General features: G+C 34.4%; 16 protein-coding genes. 14 read left to right on the top strand and 2 right to left on the bottom strand.

Features of this window, described 5'->3' with window-relative positions; all coding sequences use genetic code 11:
- Window position 1 precedes the first annotated feature (1 nt).
- Entirely contained in the window at window positions 2-1,033 is a 1,032-nt protein-coding gene (locus VFM92_RS10250) for a Fe(3+) ABC transporter substrate-binding protein (protein WP_325122125.1), read from the bottom strand.
- Window positions 1,034-1,168: 135 nt separating this feature from the next.
- Here VFM92_RS10250 and VFM92_RS10245 point away from each other — a divergent pair, with 135 nt between their 5' ends.
- The 10 genes from VFM92_RS10245 to VFM92_RS10200 all read left to right on the top strand — a co-directional run bounded on the left by VFM92_RS10245 (window position 1,169) and on the right by VFM92_RS10200 (window position 10,544).
- Window positions 1,169-2,110: a hydrogen peroxide-inducible genes activator gene (locus tag VFM92_RS10245; protein ID WP_325122124.1), complete on the top strand. Its 942-nt coding sequence runs from the start codon at window positions 1,169-1,171 to the stop codon at window positions 2,108-2,110.
- A 79-nt stretch (window positions 2,111-2,189) separates the two neighbouring features.
- Window positions 2,190-2,480, top strand: coding sequence for an SEC-C metal-binding domain-containing protein (locus VFM92_RS10240; protein WP_325122123.1), 291 nt, complete (start codon window positions 2,190-2,192; stop codon window positions 2,478-2,480).
- 73 nt (window positions 2,481-2,553) lie between these two features.
- Window positions 2,554-3,363, top strand: coding sequence for a Cof-type HAD-IIB family hydrolase (locus tag VFM92_RS10235; protein ID WP_325122122.1), 810 nt, complete (start codon window positions 2,554-2,556; stop codon window positions 3,361-3,363).
- A gap of 48 nt (window positions 3,364-3,411) precedes the next feature.
- A complete protein-coding gene (locus tag VFM92_RS10230) occupies window positions 3,412-4,935 on the top strand; it encodes a GH3 family domain-containing protein (protein WP_325122121.1) in 1,524 nt (507 codons plus the stop codon).
- A gap of 342 nt (window positions 4,936-5,277) precedes the next feature.
- Entirely contained in the window at window positions 5,278-6,315 is a 1,038-nt protein-coding gene (locus tag VFM92_RS10225) for an SDR family oxidoreductase (RefSeq protein WP_325122120.1), read from the top strand.
- 165 nt (window positions 6,316-6,480) lie between these two features.
- Window positions 6,481-6,720, top strand: a complete 240-nt coding sequence (locus VFM92_RS10220) for a hypothetical protein (RefSeq protein ID WP_325122119.1) — start codon at window positions 6,481-6,483, stop codon at window positions 6,718-6,720.
- Window positions 6,721-6,893: 173 nt separating this feature from the next.
- The gene (locus VFM92_RS10215; protein WP_325122118.1) at window positions 6,894-8,405 is read left to right on the top strand and encodes an NADP-dependent isocitrate dehydrogenase; all 1,512 of its coding nucleotides are present in this window, start codon (window positions 6,894-6,896) and stop codon (window positions 8,403-8,405) included.
- 200 nt (window positions 8,406-8,605) lie between these two features.
- The gene (locus tag VFM92_RS10210; protein WP_325122117.1) at window positions 8,606-9,436 is read left to right on the top strand and encodes a hypothetical protein; all 831 of its coding nucleotides are present in this window, start codon (window positions 8,606-8,608) and stop codon (window positions 9,434-9,436) included.
- A 93-nt stretch (window positions 9,437-9,529) separates the two neighbouring features.
- Window positions 9,530-9,913, top strand: a complete 384-nt coding sequence (locus tag VFM92_RS10205; RefSeq protein WP_325122116.1) for a DUF983 domain-containing protein — start codon at window positions 9,530-9,532, stop codon at window positions 9,911-9,913.
- A gap of 103 nt (window positions 9,914-10,016) precedes the next feature.
- Window positions 10,017-10,544 carry a fasciclin domain-containing protein gene (locus VFM92_RS10200; protein WP_325122115.1) on the top strand — a complete coding sequence of 176 codons (528 nt, stop codon included), beginning with the start codon at window positions 10,017-10,019 and terminating at the stop codon, window positions 10,542-10,544.
- Window positions 10,545-10,626: 82 nt separating this feature from the next.
- Here the strand turns inward: VFM92_RS10200 and VFM92_RS10195 are convergent, their stop codons facing one another.
- Window positions 10,627-11,343, bottom strand: a complete 717-nt coding sequence (locus VFM92_RS10195) for a YebC/PmpR family DNA-binding transcriptional regulator (RefSeq protein ID WP_325122114.1) — start codon at window positions 11,341-11,343, stop codon at window positions 10,627-10,629.
- A 446-nt stretch (window positions 11,344-11,789) separates the two neighbouring features.
- Here VFM92_RS10195 and VFM92_RS10190 point away from each other — a divergent pair, with 446 nt between their 5' ends.
- From VFM92_RS10190 to VFM92_RS10175, 4 genes are all read left to right on the top strand, one after another.
- Complete coding sequence (locus tag VFM92_RS10190) at window positions 11,790-12,173, top strand: group III truncated hemoglobin (protein WP_325122113.1); 384 nt, start codon at window positions 11,790-11,792, stop codon at window positions 12,171-12,173.
- 250 nt (window positions 12,174-12,423) lie between these two features.
- On the top strand, window positions 12,424-12,630 hold the full coding sequence (locus VFM92_RS10185) for a hypothetical protein (RefSeq protein WP_325122112.1): 207 nt from the start codon (window positions 12,424-12,426) through the stop codon (window positions 12,628-12,630).
- 180 nt (window positions 12,631-12,810) lie between these two features.
- The gene (locus VFM92_RS10180; RefSeq protein ID WP_325122111.1) at window positions 12,811-13,695 is read left to right on the top strand and encodes an ABC transporter ATP-binding protein; all 885 of its coding nucleotides are present in this window, start codon (window positions 12,811-12,813) and stop codon (window positions 13,693-13,695) included.
- A gap of 11 nt (window positions 13,696-13,706) precedes the next feature.
- Window positions 13,707-17,294 carry an ABC transporter permease/M1 family aminopeptidase gene (locus VFM92_RS10175; protein WP_325122110.1) on the top strand — a complete coding sequence of 1,196 codons (3,588 nt, stop codon included), beginning with the start codon at window positions 13,707-13,709 and terminating at the stop codon, window positions 17,292-17,294.
- Window positions 17,295-17,341: the final 47 nt, after the last annotated feature.

Genomic DNA, 17,341 nt, shown 5'->3' with positions numbered 1-17,341 from the left:
ATTATTTCCAACCCGCTCTGTCAAATATTTTAACTGCTAAATCATTATTTTCGCCTAAAACAGAAAGATTTAAAGTATCTCTTTTGAAATCACCCCACTCTTTTAAAGTTGATGCCCATTCTACTTTTTCATTGACAGGATACTCATAATTTACACCCGCGAATACTTTTTGAGCTTCCTCAGAAACCAAAAATTCTATGAATTTCACTGCATTTTCTTTGTTTGGCGCATATTTAGCAACTCCAGCTCCACTTACGTTAATGTGTGTTCCTCTTCCCTCCTGATTTGGGAATAAGATTTTCAATGCTTCTGCAACTTTTACTTCTTCTTCACTTGAAGAATTTAACATCTTTGCTAAGTAGTAAGTATTAGTTACGGCAACATCACCTTCACCAGCATAAACAGCTTTGATTTGATCTCTGTCTCCTCCTTTAGGGTCTCTTGCCATATTTTTAACTACTCCATTCGCCCATTCTGTAGCAGCCTCTTCTCCATTATGAGCAATGATAGATGCCATCAGCGATTGGTTATAAACATTTGAAGAAGAACGAATTAATAATCTTCCGTCTATTTCAGGATTTGCTAAAGATTCATAAGTTGAAATCTTTTCAGGGCTGATATTTTCAGGATTATAAATGATTACTCTGCCTCTGATAGTTAAACCAAACCATTGATTATCCACATCTCTTAAATTTGAAGCAATAGTGTTATTTAATGTTTCAGATTCAATAGCTTGTAAAAGCCCAGCATCTTTTGCCCTGTGTAATCTTCCCGCATCAACAGTAATTAAAACATCAGCAGGAGAATTTTCACCTTCCAATGTCATTTTTTGAATTAACTCATCTGCATTGGCACTAACCACATTCACTTTAATACCAGTTTTTTCTTCAAAGTCTTTAAAAAGTTGCTGGTCAGATTCATAATGCCTATGAGTATAAACATTTACTTCTTTGCTTTCTTCTTTTTCAGAAGTGTTTGAAGTACAAGCCCAAGTCATACTAATTGCCAAAAACGCTAATAAAATATTTTTCATTTTCTTTTTGATTTTTAATTTCAAGCGCAAATTTAATCATAATTGGATTAATTCTAAATAATAAAGCTAATATTTTGGTTTGATTATTTAAATTGCGAGTATAAATGTTTTACGGTCATATAATCCTCTGAACTAATGAAAGCTACTATTTCTCAACTCGAATATATTATCGCATTGGATACCTATCGCCATTTTGGAAAGGCAGCTGAAAACTGTTTCATTACACAGCCTACCTTAAGCATGCAGATCAATAAGCTTGAAGATAATTTAGGGGTAAAAATATTTGATAGAAGTCGACAACCAGTAGTTCCAACTGATTTAGGTTCTTTGATTTTAGAGCAAGCGCGCAAAGTTGTAAATGAAGCGAAGAAGATGGAGGAAATAATTGAAGACCAAAAATTGGAAGTTTCAGGTACTTTGAAAATTGGGGTTATTCCAACCATTGCACCTTATCTTTTGCCACTATTTGCTAAAAGCTTTATGAATAAATACCCTTCAATTCATATTCAAGTGCAAGAATTATTAACGGATGATACGCTAGCGAAGATTAAATCTGAAGCAATAGATGTAGGAATTGTGGTAGGGCCTTTAAATGATCCCGCCTTACGGGAAATTCCAATTTATTACGAGAAGTTTTTAGGGTATGCTCATAATACTGATTTGGAGCCAGCTGATACACCCATTTCAGGAGAGGATTTAGAAAATAATGAATTATGGTTATTAAATGAAGGGCACTGCTTTCGTGAGCAAGTGTTAAATATTTGCCAGAATAGAAATTTTGACAATATCTTGAATTACCAAAGTGGCTCCTTGGAAGCCCTAAAAAGAATGGTGGATAAGCAAGGCGGTGTTACGCTTTTGCCTGAGTTGGCTACTTTGGATTTGTCCGCGGCAGATAGTAAGAAATTGAGGATTTTTAAAAAACCAACGCCTTTTAGGGAAGTGAGTTTGGTCATGAAAAGAGATTTTTTGAAAAGAAGAATCATTGAATCTTTGCAAAAAGAAATAATAGACAACCTCCCTGAACACATGAAGCAGAGAGAGGAAAATGAAATTCAGGTAATTAATTGGAGGTAGAATATGATAAGAAAAAATGAATTATTCTTATCATATTTAAAATTTTCGTAAATTTCATCCCAAAAAAATAGAAGTTCAAATGAAGAAGGAAATAGGAAGAAACGACCTTTGCCATTGTGGCAGTGGAAAGAAATATAAGAACTGCCATATGGGGGCAACATCATCTGGCGTCAACAACAATAAGAATTTATTATATCTTGTCATTATGCTGGTAATCGTAGCCATTGCAGGTTTTTCTGTTTATTATAATGCGCAGCAAAGCCCAACTCAGAACATGAATTCCCAAAGTGGACCTATTGCACAACCTCCAGGAGAAGCACCTGCAGGTAAAGTTTGGTCATCTGAGCATGGACATTGGCATGATAAATAATAGGAGCAATTGTTTTGAACTTATTCAAAAGCGTTAGTTTTGCTTTTTTGATTAATTTTAGCACTTAAAAAATATGTTCAAGGCAATTTGCACTGATATTGACGGAACTCTTTTAAATCCCGATAGAGAATTATCGAAAAGAACCATTGACATTATTAGAAGTATAAAAGACGATGTGTCGGTGATTTTGGCTTCTAGCCGAATGCCTGCTGCTATGCGACATCTACAAGAGACTTTGGGCATAACTGACCAGCCTTTGATTTGCTATAATGGAGGTTATATAATTTCCCAAAAGGATGGAATTAAAGTCTTGGATTCAGTGGAAATCCCTTTCTCACTTTGTGAATTCATTGCCCAATGGAGCCATAATAAAAAACTTCATGCTGGCTTTTATTTGGAAGATGATTGGTATGCACCTTCTGACGATCAATGGACTAAAAGAGAAATCAATAACACCAAAGTTCAGGCTTCCATTTACTCTGGTCTGGATTTAATGCAAAGCTGGAAATCTCTAAATAAAGGGGCTCATAAAATAATGTGTATGGGAGAGCCTCAATTGATTGATCAACTGGTAGCGGAATTATACGCTATAGATGCACCTCTTCATCTTTATCGCTCTAAAGATACTTATCTAGAAATTGCTCCACTGCAAATTTCCAAAGCAAGCGCTTTAAATCAATTGCTTCAGGCTGAACTCAATATTGAAATGAGAGATGTTATCGCTTTTGGTGATAATTACAATGATATAGAAATGCTGAAAGCAGTGGGTTGTGGGGTTGCCGTTGGAAATGCTAAAGATGAAGTGAAAAAGATTGCAGATGAAATTACCCTTCCAGGGAAAGAAGATGGGGTTGCCGCAACCCTGGAGAAATATTTTGGTTAAGAAGAAGAGTATTTACTTCTACCTTATATTTTCACTTAATAGATTTTCATGGAAATTATCAGCAATATTATAAAAGCAGCAATTGAAGTTGGAAGTCGAATTAAAAAGCATGACACGCCAGTTCAAGCCCAAAAAGAAACATTAAAAGAGTTGTTGGAAAAAGCTAAGGATACAGCTTTTGGAAAATATTACGGATTTGAATATTTATTAAAAAAAGAAAATTTAGCTGTAAGCTTTGCCGAAGAAGTTCCCTATCATGACTATGATGATATGGAATTCTGGTGGAAGAAATCCTTGGAGGGCAAAGAGGATATATCCTGGCCAGGTAAAGTCAAATACTTTGCAGTAAGCTCAGGAACCACAGGCCATAGTAAGCACATTCCTGTGACGGAAGATATGTTGGAAAGCATCAGGCATGCAGGAATTCAGCAAGTTCTAAGCCTATCAAACTTTAAAGATTTGCCCGAAAGCTTTTTTACCAAGCAAATTTTAATGTTGGGTTCAAGTACCAATTTAAATAAAGTAAATGGTCATCTGGAAGGTGAGATTAGTGGAATCAGCGCTTCCAATATCCCCAATTGGTTTCATAATTTTTACAAACCAGGAGAGGAAATCAGTAGAATTGATGATTGGGATGAAAGGGTAGAAGCTATTGCCAAAGAAGCAAAAAACTGGGATATAGGTACTATTTCAGGCATTCCCTCATGGATAGAGCTGATGCTGCAAAGAGTAATGGAGTATAATAAAGTAGATTCCATCCATGATATTTGGCCTAATTTAACGGTTTATACTTCTGGTGGAGTGGCTCTTGATCCTTATAAAAAAAGTTTCGAAAAATTATTCAATAAACCTGTTCAATATATTGATACCTACTTAGCATCTGAAGGTTATTTGGCTACACAAACCCGTCCTGATACGGATGCCATGCAATTGCTTTGTGATAATGGGGTTTATTATGAATTTGTGCCTTTTGAAGAAGATAGTGTCCTTGAATCGGGAAAAATTAATCCTGAGAAAAAGGCATTGGATATATCAAAAGTAGAGGAAGGGAAGGAGTATATTTTATTAATTTCCACCGTCAGCGGAACATGGCGCTACATGATAGGCGATACTATTAAATTCACCAATATCTCAAAAAATGAAATTAAGATAACCGGCAGAACCAAATTCTTTCTGAATGTAGTGGGTTCCCAACTTTCAGTGAATAAAATGGATGATGCCATTGAAAGCCTGAATGATAATTTTTCATTAAATATCAAGGAATTTACAGTGGCCGCTGTGAACGAAAATGACGAATACATTCACCATTGGTATTTAGGTTTGGATGAAGTTAATGACAATCTTGATGATGAAGCCATTCGTGAGCATCTTGATGAGCATTTGAAAAATAGTAATAAGAATTATAAGGTAGCTAGAGACAAGGCCTTGAAAGATGTGAAAGTAAGCTTGATTTCAGCTGATAAATTTTTGGAATGGAACGATGCCAACAAACATAAAGGCGGTCAGGTGAAAATGGCTAAAGTGATGAAAGAAGACGCTTTCCGCGAATGGCAAGAGTTTGTTGAGGAGTAATCTTTGATATTAACTTATGTTTTTTGTGTTGGTCATTATAAAGGCAAAGCATTATACTTCGATGCAGAATAATGCCATGCTTACGGCACTTTAAAAATAGGTTCCTTAATTGAAATTTCATCATTTCGTAGATGTTTTGACCTTTACAGCCTTAGGCTGTTCTTTTGTGTTCTCCTACCTCTTTGTGGTAAAATTTGTACAGCCTTTGGCTGTTATTTTAAGATTTGGTATATTTTTATCTGTAGTCCTTATTATAAACTAGGGTTATCCTCAACACACTTTAAAAATATTCTTTCTGAATTTTGTTACCTCCATAGTGATCTCTGCGGTTAAATGTAGATTTTGAAGTTTAATAAGATTCCTATTCCTAAAAAGAATAGACTTTCTATCTTTGTCCGCAAAGAATTTTATCATAGCATGTCGCAAAAGAAAATCATAATAACCGGAGGAGCAGGATTCATTGGTTCAAATTTAGTTGAAAAATACCTGAATGACGATAGGGTAGAGTTAGTTAGAGTAATTGATAACCTCTCCAATGGATATTACAGCAACATCGAAGAATTCGAGGGCCATCCTAAATTTGAGTTTTTCGAAGAAGATATTTGCGACTATAATAAAATGTTGGAGCTCACCAAGGGCTTCGATTTAATTAGTCATCAGGCGGCATTGGGTTCCGTTCCGCGATCCATTGAAAACCCCATGCAAAGTACGAAAGTAAATATTGATGGAACGGTGAATATTTTGTATGCAGCAGTTCAAAATAAAATTGACAGAGTGGTTTTAGCTTGTTCATCCAGCACTTATGGTGATAGCCCTAATTTACCAAAGCAAGAAGATATCATTGGAAATCCTTTAAGTCCTTATGCAGTTACTAAATTTGCGGTTGAATTATATGCAGAAGTTTTTCATAAGACTTATGGGTTGAATTTTGTTGGGCTTCGCTATTTCAATATTTTCGGTCCAAGACAAAATCCTGATAACCCATACGCAGCAGTAATTCCTATTTTTTGTAAAGCATTAATTCATGGCAATGAGCCAACTATCAATGGGGATGGGGAAACCAGTAGGGATTTCACCTTCGTGGAAAACGCAGTTCACGCCAATGATTTAGCACTTTTCACAGAAAACAAAGAGGCCTTAAATCAAATTTATAATGTGGCCTGTGGTGACCAAATGAGCTTGAATGATATGATAAGCTTGCTGAAAGACATCAGTGGTAAAGATATAAAACCAACTTATGGCCCAGAAAGACCTGGTGATGTAAAACATTCCAAAGCTGATATTTCCAAAATAGAGAACCTATTAGGGTACAAACCTCAAGTAAGGTTTAAAGAAGGTTTAGGAAAAGTGTTTAAGTGGTATGAGAAAATGCGGTTTTAATTTGTCGTCAGATGCAATATTATTCTACTATAAAGCTCTTTTTTGTAATGCCTAAAATTCTGATTTAAACTAAAGAACCGAAACTTCTCGCCTTATCATGTAACTTTTTGGCAAGAAATTCATTAACTTTTGAATGCTTTCGACAAAAAATTTGTATTACAAGAAATGTCAGAAACTTTCATTCACTATATAATCCAGAACCCTGACTACATCATTTTGGTGATGAGTTGTGCCTTTTTGGTTTCTTACTTTATCAGGTGGGTATTAAAAAACGGGAACAATTCCGATGATGAAGATAATGGAGGTGGAGGAGGATCTAATGAAAATGATGACGATCCCATTTTAGATTTGCCTCCTGGAGTTTGTTTGCCAAAAGATAAGCCAGAACCTGAACTAATTGCTTGAAACCAATTACTTCCTTTTAAAACTTACAACCGCTTTGATTCCAATCCCTTGTGCACTATTTTTGCAACAATTTTTGGGGCTATATCAACAATAATACATTTATACCGTGTATATCCTCATTAGTAATACCCTTCAATCGGAAATATTAGTATATAGAACATAAAAATCCAGTCATGAAAGATTCTGTTAATGCAGATTATTTGAAAAAAACTACCAAACCACTTCCGGTAGTAGTTGCAAAAGGAGATGGAATTGGTCCTGAAATAATGGAAGCCACTCTCAAAATCTTAGAAGCAGCTAATGTTACATTGGATGCAGACCACATTGAAATAGGAGAACAAGCATACTTATCGGGTAATACCTCAGGGATTACTGAAAGTGCTTGGAAAGCAATCCACAAAAAGAAAGTGATTTTAAAAGCTCCTATCACTACTCCTCAAGGATCAGGATATAAAAGTTTGAATGTAACCATTCGAAAATCTTTAGGCCTGTTCTCTAACGTTCGTCCAGCAGTTTCCTATCACCCAATAGTAGAAAGTAAGCATCCTGTAATGGATTTAGTGGTAGTAAGAGAAAATGAAGAGGATTTATATGCAGGTATTGAACATCAGCAAACAGATGAGGTAGTTCAGTGCTTGAAATTGATTTCAAGGCCCGGTTCAGAAAAAATTGTTCGTTATGCATTTGAATATGCCAAAAAGTATAATCGCAAGAAAGTTACTTGTTTGGTAAAAGACAATATCATGAAAATTTCTGATGGTTTGTTCCACAGTGTTTTTAAAGAAGTAGCTAAAGAATATCCAGATATTCAAGCGGAAAGCCAGATTATAGATATCGCTACTGCTCGAATTGCCAATCGTCCTGAGGATTATGATGTAATCGTTACTTTAAATTTATATGGAGATATAGTTTCTGATGTAACTGCTGAAATCTCAGGTTCAGTAGGACTCGCAGGTTCTTCCAATATCGGTAATGACTACGCCATGTTCGAAGCAATTCATGGCTCTGCTCCAGACATTGCAGGAAAGAAAATTGCCAATCCTTCTGGATTATTGCACGGTGCCATCCAGATGTTGCAATATTTTGGAGAGGTAGAAAAAGCGGCTTTGATTCACAATGCTTGGTTGACTACTTTGGAAGATGGAATCCACACGGGAGAAATTTACAAAGAAGGCCATAGCAAAAAGAAAGTGGGCACTATGGAATTTGCTGATGCCGTAATCGAAAGATTGGGACAGGTTCCTCAGCATTTCCAGAAAATTGAAGTGAAGGAAGGCGAAGACTTTAGAATCAATATCCAAGAAAAAACCCATGCTCCTAAAGAAAAGAAATTAGTTGGGGTGGATGTTTTTATTGACCATAGAGATAGAAATGCCAATAAATTCGGTGAATCTTTAAGCAAAGACTCTAAAGATTACTTAAAGTTGAAAATGATTACCAACAGGGGAGTGAAAGTTTATCCTGAAGGAATGGATTCAACTTTTTGTACAGATCATTGGAGATGCAGGTTTATATCAAAAAATGCACAAGCAATAGAAGGAAAACCTGATTATAAAACTATTGATTACAATGAAGTGCTGGATTTAATGACAGCATTGAATAAGAAAGGTTTTGATATCATTAAAACAGAGAATTTATACACTTTTGATGGAAAATTAGGTTTCTCTTTGGGTCAAGGAGAATAAAAAATAATAAGAGGAGCTGTATTTACCGCTCTTCTTATTTTATTTCCATTTCAGCTTATTCATAAAAGTTCCAATTTTGCTTTAGATGTCCACTACATCAAAGTGATTTCATAAAGACCTCTTTTAAAAAAGAAGAATTATTAACATTTCTTCCTAAAATGATATCTTTACTACTAACTAGCTTATAACCACCAATAACCATGAGACTTGCCCAAGCAGCGAGAAAACTTTCCATAACTACTGAAGATATAATTGATTTCCTTGAAATCAGAGGTATCATTGTTGAAAAAGATTCTAACACTAAATTAGAAGAGAAAGCGGTTCAAATGCTTTGGAAATATTTTGAGGTAGAGGAAGAAAATAAAGCAGAACTACAAGTCTTTAAGGAAGAGGATGAAACTTCTGCATTAAAAGAAGAGGCTAAAGAAAAAGAAAATATTGAAAAACCTGTTGACGATTTACAAGACAAGATAGAAGAATCCACAGTAGAAGAAGAAGAGGATAAGTCGAATCAAATTGAAGCCGAAAAAGAGCGTGAATCTGATAAGAAGTCGTTTAAAACTGTTGATGAATTATTAGAAGATGGTGGAAATGACGTTGGTCATGACTTTGTGATTAAAGCTCCAAAAGTAGAATTAAAAGGGTTAAACGTTGTAGGAAAGATTGAATTACCAGAACCTAAACCAAAAAATGAATCTTCGAAAAAGAAAGACGAAGAGTCAAAATCCAAAAAATCAATTCAAAGACCAAGCTCCAGAAAAACTATTGAGAGAAGACAACAACGCGAGTTAAGTCCGACAGAAATCAGAAAACGTGAAAAGCAAAAGGAAGCTAGGAAACGAGAACAAGCTGAGAAAGAAAAAAAACAGAAGCGAGAAAAATTTTACAAAGAAAAGATTTTAAAGCCAAAGCAAATCGAACAAAAGGCAAAGCCAAAGAAAAAGAAATCTACTCCTATTGAACCAGAGATTGAACAAAGACCGAAGCCTAAAACAGTTTTAGGAAAATTCTGGAGATGGTTAAACACTTAACCTAAATAATACTTTTGTCATCAAAATATTTGAATTAAAAATGTTTAAAAACTGTAGTTTAAAGATTAACAAAGCCTCACAATAAAAATAGCAATGAAAAAAGGAAATAAATTATATAGCATATTTAAATTTAAATGCCCTAGATGTCATGAAGGTGATTTATTTAAAGCAAAAGCATATGATTTAAAGAATTTTCAGAAAATGCCTAAGCATTGTTCACATTGTGGCTTGCGTTATATGTCCGAACCTTCCTTTTTTGATGGGGCTATGTATATTAGCTATGCTATGCAGGTAGCTTTGATTATCACCATTTTTGTTGCTTTAAATGTATTAGGCTTCGCTAAACTATGGCTCATTATTACTTTATGTGTGTCGCTCTCTCTGCTATTGATACCTCTCACATTTCGCCTATCTCGCTCAGCTTACATTAATCTATTCGTTAAATACAATCCCGATAAGAGGTCAGAATATGAATAATCACTTTGTTTAATTAAATTTTAAAAAATGTTAAACAAAATTTAAAATCCTGTGTTAATACATTAATTAACTTTTTACAATACAGATTTTTAAATTTAGAGTGATGAAAAGAAGAAACGTTATATTATTTATCGGAATTATAGTAGCATCAATTATTAGTACTAAATCTTTTGCGGATACAAATATAGATCCTAAAGTTACTGAAATAGGCACTAAAGAAGTTGCAAGAATTATTAAGACTATTAAAGATAATCCTGAGTTTTCAATGTTCTACAAAGCAATTGACCAAGCTGAGTTGGCAAAGGAAATTGCAAGTTTAGATAAAATGACATTAATGATACCTAGTAATAAAGCATTCAAATTATTGCCAGCGGATGTTTGGGAAAATTTTATGGAAGAAGATAATAAAAATGCATTAATTGAATTATTAAATTATCATGTCATTCCAAAAAAAGTAAATTATGATGATTTAAAAAATGCTGATAACTTGACTACACTCAAAAATCAGTCTGTCAAATTATTTCACGGTACTGAACTGAAGATTGAAAACGCAGTTATTCAAGATAAGCATGAAGAAACTTCGGATGTTATAATTTATAAAATTGATAGATTGATAATGCCATTGAAATAATTATTGATATTAATAAATCAGAAAGAGCCATTGAAGAATTCTTCAATGGCTCTTTTATTTTGATGACAATTTGATATACTAGTTAGGCGATATTGGTGTAAACAGCTTGTACATCATCATCTTCCTCAATTTTATCGATAAGTTTTTCAATATCTGTCATTTGTTCATCAGAAAACTCCACCGAATCATTGGCAAATCTTTTTAGAGAAGCATTTTTGACATCTATGTTCAGTTCTTCTAGTTTTTTTGATAAGTTGCCAAATTCTTTATAATCTCCATATACATAAAGATTTCCTTCATTTTCTTCAATTTCCTCCATCCCCGCATCAATTAATTCTAATTCTAGCTCTTCAATATCCATATCTTCGGCTTTTTCAAATTCGAAAACAGCAGTTCTGGAAAACATAAACTCTAAAGAACCATTTGGTACCAAATTAGCACCAACTTTATCTTTATTGAAATATGATTTGATATTGGCCACGGTTCGATTATTATTATCAGTTGCACATTCTATGAATATCAACACACCGTGCGGCCCTTTACCTTCAAAAGTAACTTCTACATAATTTTCAGCCTCGGAAGTTGAAGCTCTTTTAATAGCAGCTTCAATATTATCTTTAGGCATATTTTGAGCCTTAGCATTCTGAATGGCAGTCCGTAAGGAAGCATTCATCTCAGGATCAGGTCCGCCTTCTTTTGCTGCCATAGTGATGGTTTTGCCTAACCTTGGAAATAAACGAGACATTTTATCCCATCTTTTTTCTTTTGCCGCTCTGCGGTATTCAAATGCTCTTCCCATTATATTTCAATTCTTTTGCTGCAAAAATATAAATAAGGATTTAAGAATTCGCAATCATTAATCAGTTTTATCAATTACATAGAAAAATTGTCCATTGAACTGCTAGAAATGATATTTTTCAAGTCATTAGCTGATTTAAATCAGTAATTTTAAATGCTGCTCACCTTAATTTTGAATTATAATCAATGAAGATTCAATGATAGATTTAAGTATAAAATAGAAAGGCGATTGCTCGACACAGCAGCCACCTAACCTTCTCAACTGAAAATTGAATACTCCAATTCAAGGAAAATGATTGAAGGAAATTCAGCAAGTTTATTTATCATAAATAGAGAAAAGTATTAGTGTTTATATCTATTTACCTAAAAAACCGAATCCATTGCAAAGATTTTTTGTATTGAAACGAAGAGATAATTTTAACCGTCTAATCATTAAAGCACAACAAAATGCCAAAAAAAGACATTACCCAAAGAGAAGATATACAATTATTAGTCGATAGCTTTTATGAAAAAGTACTAAAAGACAATACGATAGGTTATATTTTCACTGATGTTGCAAAACTGAACGTACCAGAGCATATGCCCATTATGTACGACTTTTGGTCATCTGTTTTGTTAGGTACTAGCGCCTACAAAGGCAACCCAATGGACAAGCATTTTGCTTTAAATGAGAAAGAACCCTTACAAAAAAAGCATTTCGACCGGTGGCTAGAATTATGGCTTGAAACCGTAGATGAGCTATTTGAAGGAGAAACTGCCAGAGAAGCAAAAACCCGTGCAAGTACAATTGGTACGTTAATGCTTTTCAAAATGGAAGAGGCTAGAAAGTAAGAATTGAATTTATACTATTGAAATAGGTTGAAAGTAGAGATGGACATTATTTGTTACCCTTCTGTGAAATCAAAAACGCATTAAGAAATAAATACAGCCCTAGAATTTGTTTACTTTTTATCAAAGAGTAAAAACCCGGCCCGCTTGGTCGTAAATGATATTTAAACAACAAAAAGTAAGTCTTCTTCCATTGATTTCTTTCAATTTCCAGCATGTAAAACATTCCTTTCTGAATATCAGTTTCTTAAACATGAGAAAATTGATTTTCCCGATAAGCTTAGTAACATTTATTGCTTTTTTCTACCTAGTGGCAGCAGCTTTAAATTTCTCCTATCCGATAGTTGCAGGATTATTTGGAATATTGCCAATTGCCATTATTTGGATGGTTTATAAAATTCTAAAAGATGGAAAACATAGTGGCAAAACATTTGAAAAGCATTTTTATGAGTTTGAATAAGAATTAAAATAATTTTCAGTTTCAATAATATCCTCCTTGATCCATTCATCCCTTTCATTCCCCTCTAATCTTTTATATGAAAGGTAAGTGTAAGTTTTCTAATAAATACTAATTTTCCTGTTACAAATGTATTCATTTGTGCATCTATTTTAGAAGAATTAAAACTTAACGAATAAGAACATGAGTAAACTTACTATCAGCCAGCTTTCAAAAACCTATCCTAATGGGGTTAAAGCGTTGGATAACATCAACATTGAAATCCATAATGGAATGTTTGGCCTTTTGGGTCCAAATGGGGCAGGAAAATCTTCACTGATGAGAACGCTTGCCACGTTACAGGAAGCCGATTCTGGTTCTGCCTTTTTAGATGATATTGACATTCTTAATCAACCAGATGAATTAAGAAAAGTATTAGGTTATTTGCCACAGGAATTTGGAGTTTATCCTAGAATTACTGCGGAGCAATTGCTTGACCATATGGCCATTTTAAAAGGGATTTCTAAGAATTCTGAACGAAAAGAAATGGTGAAATACCTTTTGGATAAGGTGAACCTTTATGACAAAAGAAAAAAAGCCATCAAAGGTTTTTCAGGCGGAATGAAACAGCGAGTTGGAATTGCTCAGGCTTTAATAGGAAATCCGAAATTGATTATCGTGGATGAACCAACCGCAGGTTTGGACCCAAGCGAAAGAAATAGATTTTATAATTTATTGGCGGATGTTGGTGAAAAAGTAGTGGTGATTCTTTCTACTCATATAGTGGATGATGTTAGAGAGCTTTGTACCAATATGGCGATTATGAATTTGGGCGAGATTGTTTTTCAAGGCGCACCTCAAACTGCCATTGAAGACCTTTCTGGAAAAGTGTATCTGAAAATTGTGAAGAGAGAAGAGTTGGATGAATATGCTAAAGAGTACTCTATTATTTCCAACAAAATGGTAGGGGGCAAACCTTTAATTCATGTATTCAGCGAAAGTAATCCTGGTGATGGATTTGAACAAGTTCAGCCTAATTTGGAAGATGTATTCTTCTCGAAAATCAATACTTCTAACATTTTAGTATAAACTCATTCACTATGTTTAAACACTTCTTTACAACAGAATTAAAATATACTTTTAAGCAGCCGATGATTTATATTTTCACGGCTTTGCTTGGGTTATTGGTCTTTTTTGCGGTGGTCAGTGATAACGTGACCATCGGAGGTTCAGTAGGAAATGTCTACAGAAATGCACCACATATCATTGCGGTTTACACCGGAGTGATGACCATTTTTGGACTTATTATAGCTACTGCTTTTTTCAATAATGCTGCCTTGCGGGATTATCAAAATCAATTCAATGAAATACTCTTCAGTACGCCCATTAAAAAAGCAGGCTACTTTTTTGGTCGATTTTTCGGAGCATTAATTTTAGCTACCATCCCAATGCTTGGGGTGTTTTTGGGTATTTTGATTGGCTCTGCTCTGGCGCCAGTTTTCGGATGGATAGAAGCAGACCGCTTTGGGGCTTTTTATTTATCCTCCTTTGTGAATAATTACTTCTTCATTGTGCTGCCCAATATGTTTTTTGCGGGCGCTATCATTTTTGCTTTCGCTAATATTTGGAAAAACACGGTGATTTCATTTGTGGGTGCTTTGGCCGTAATTGTAGCCTATATCATTTCAGGTACTTTAATGTCTGATATCGAAAATGAATCTATGGCTGCGCTATTGGATACATTCGGTATCAGGACTTATTCCTTTATGTCCAAATATTATACGCCAGTGGAGAAAAACGAAATAGGCTTGCAATTGACTCCGATATTTATCTATAACCGTTTGATTTGGTTTGGAGCAGGTCTGATTATCCTTTTGAGCTCTTATTTCACTTTTAGTTTTAAACAGAAAAGTAAAAAAGTAAAAGCTGAGAAAAAGGAGAATGCTGTTCAAAGAGCTCCATTTGCATTGCCTAATGTTAATATTAATTTTTCATCAGGAACATCATGGAGGCAGTTTAGAAGCTTTTTCTTCATCAACTTTTTGAGCATCATTAAAAGTACCACTTTTAAAATCCTTATTATTTTTAGTTTACTGATGTTGATTTCCAATCTGGTTGGTGGCTTTGAATATTTTGGATTGCAATCCTATCCTGTGACTTATAAAATGTTGGATATCATTTCTAGCGTTTCAGGATTGTTTACCATCATCATTGTAGTCTTTTTCAGTGGTGAATTAATTTGGAGAGACAAGGATAACAACATTAACGAAGTGATAGATGCCACACCGCATCAATCTTTTGTTTCTTTGATTGCAAAAGTGACAAGTTTGGTTGCTATAACTATTGTGTTGTATGCATTTTTTGTGTTGAGTGCCGTTATTTATCAATTAGGTTCAGGTTATACAAGGATTGAACTTGGTCTGTATTTTAGCCATTTCTTTATTACTTATTTAGGCTATTATATCATTTACAGTATGGTAATGGTATTGATTCATGCCATGGTGAGTAATAAATACATTGGCTATTTCATTTCCATCTTATTGATTTTTGCTTTGGATATTATACTTCTTATTGCAGATGTTCAAAGCAACATGATTTCTTTGGGGGCGACTCCTCGAATTATTTATTCTGATATGAATGCATTTGGTCCGGCTTTAATCAGTACTGTGTGGTTTAATTTCTATTGGATAAGTTTTGCATTGATTTGTTTGTTTTTGGCAACTTTAATTTGGAAAAGAGGAACTCAGGCGAATTTCAAAGAAAAGGTACAGTTGATAAAGAAAGGGATGCCTAAGTCTTTTAAAATAAGTTTTTTCATCGTTATAGCGGTTTGGATTAGTTTATCAAGTTTCGTTTTCTACAATACGCAAGTAATCAATGAATACGATACTTCTGATGAGCGTGAGGAACAGGCAGCAGAATATGAGAAAACTTTTAAGAAATATGAAGATGTGGAATTGCCTAAAATTGCTGGTATCAATTATTTCATTGATATTTTTCCATATAAAAGAGATGCAATTGTTAAGGCAGAAGTTACGCTTACCAACCCACATGAAGTCGCAATTGACTCACTTCATTTTAGCTGTGATTCTGATTGGAATACGGAAATTATAATAGAAGGCGCAGAATTGGTTTTCAAAGATGAGAAATTTGATTATCGGATTTATAAATTATCAAATCCTTTCCAGCCTGGAGATACTCTGAAAGCCACGATTAACACAAGCTACATTACTAAAGGATTTGAAGATGAGGTAAGCAATACTTCAATAGTTGAGAATGGCACTTTCTTAAATAATTTTCAGGTTTTACCTTTCTTAGGCTATAATGATAACTATGAAATCAGCGATAATAACACGCGTAAGAAGTATGATTTGCCTGAAAAGGAACGAATGCCAGCCTTGCAAGAGGATTGTGGTCCTGCTTGCGATAAGAACTATTTAACTGGTGGATTATCCGATTTTATTGATGTGGAAACAGTAATTTCCACTGCTTCTGACCAAATAGCTATTGCTCCTGGATCTTTAATCAGAGAATGGGAAGAAGATGGAAGAAATTATTTTCATTATAAAGTAGACCATCCATCTTTGAACTTCTATTCTTTTATATCCGCTCGATTTGAAGTGGCTAGAGAAAAATGGAATGATGTGGATGTTGAAATTTATTATGATAAAAAGCATGAGGTCAATATTCCAAAAATGACAGCAGCAGTTAAAAAGTCATTGGAATATTATACCGAGAATTTTGGCCCTTATTATCATGAGCAAGTTAGAATTATTGAATTTCCACGCTACTCAACTTTTGCTCAGGCTTTTCCAGGAACTATGCCTTATTCAGAATCTTTTGGCTTCGTCATTAATTTGGAAGATGAAAGTGAGAATAACGTAATTGATGCTGTTATCGCTCACGAAATTGCACATCAATATTGGGCGCATCAGGTAATCGGAGCAGAAATGCAGGGAAGTACCATGTTTAGTGAAGGCTTTTCTGAGTACTCTTCTTTGATGACCATGAAAAATGAAACGGAAGACCCAATGAAAATGAGGGAATTCAATAAATACAATCATAATAGGTATTTAGGCGGAAGAAGTGGTGAGCTGGAAAAGGAAATGCCTCTTTATAAAGTAGAGAATCAAGGGTATATTCACTATGGAAAAGGTAGTGTTGTGCTGTTTGCTTTACAAGATTATATAGGCGAAGAAAATGTAAACAGAGCCATGAAGGGCTTTTTGGAAGAGTACCGATATAAAGGACCTCCATACCCAACTTCACTTGATTTCTTAGAATATCTAGAGCCAGAAGTTCCAGATTCCTTAAAGTATTTGATTGATGACTGGTTCAAGGAAATCACTTTGTATGATAACCGAATGAAAGAAGCTACTTATACTGCTTTAGACAATGGGAAATATGAAGTGAACCTGCAGATAGAAAGCAAGAAAATAAAAGCTGATAGTCTGGGAAATGAAACGGTTGTGGAAATCAACGACTGGATTGATATAGGGCTTTTTGCTGATGCTGAAGAAGAAAAGTTAATGTGGCAAAAGCGTGTAAAGATTGATCAAGAAAATATGGAGTTTACTTTTGAAGTGGATACCATCCCAGCTAAAGCAGGAATTGATCCAAGGCATTTGTTGATTGACCGCGTATTTAACGATAATATTAAAAGTGTAAAAGAAAAGTTAGTCGAATAGAATCAAATAGGCTTAAGCATTTGAATGCTTAAGCCTATTTACTATTT

The sequence above is a fragment of the Marivirga sp. genome (assembly GCF_035704835.1).
Classification (GTDB): domain Bacteria; phylum Bacteroidota; class Bacteroidia; order Cytophagales; family Cyclobacteriaceae; genus Marivirga.
The sequence above is the reverse complement of the archived record's forward strand: the minus strand, read 5'-3'. Positions and strand labels throughout refer to the sequence as shown.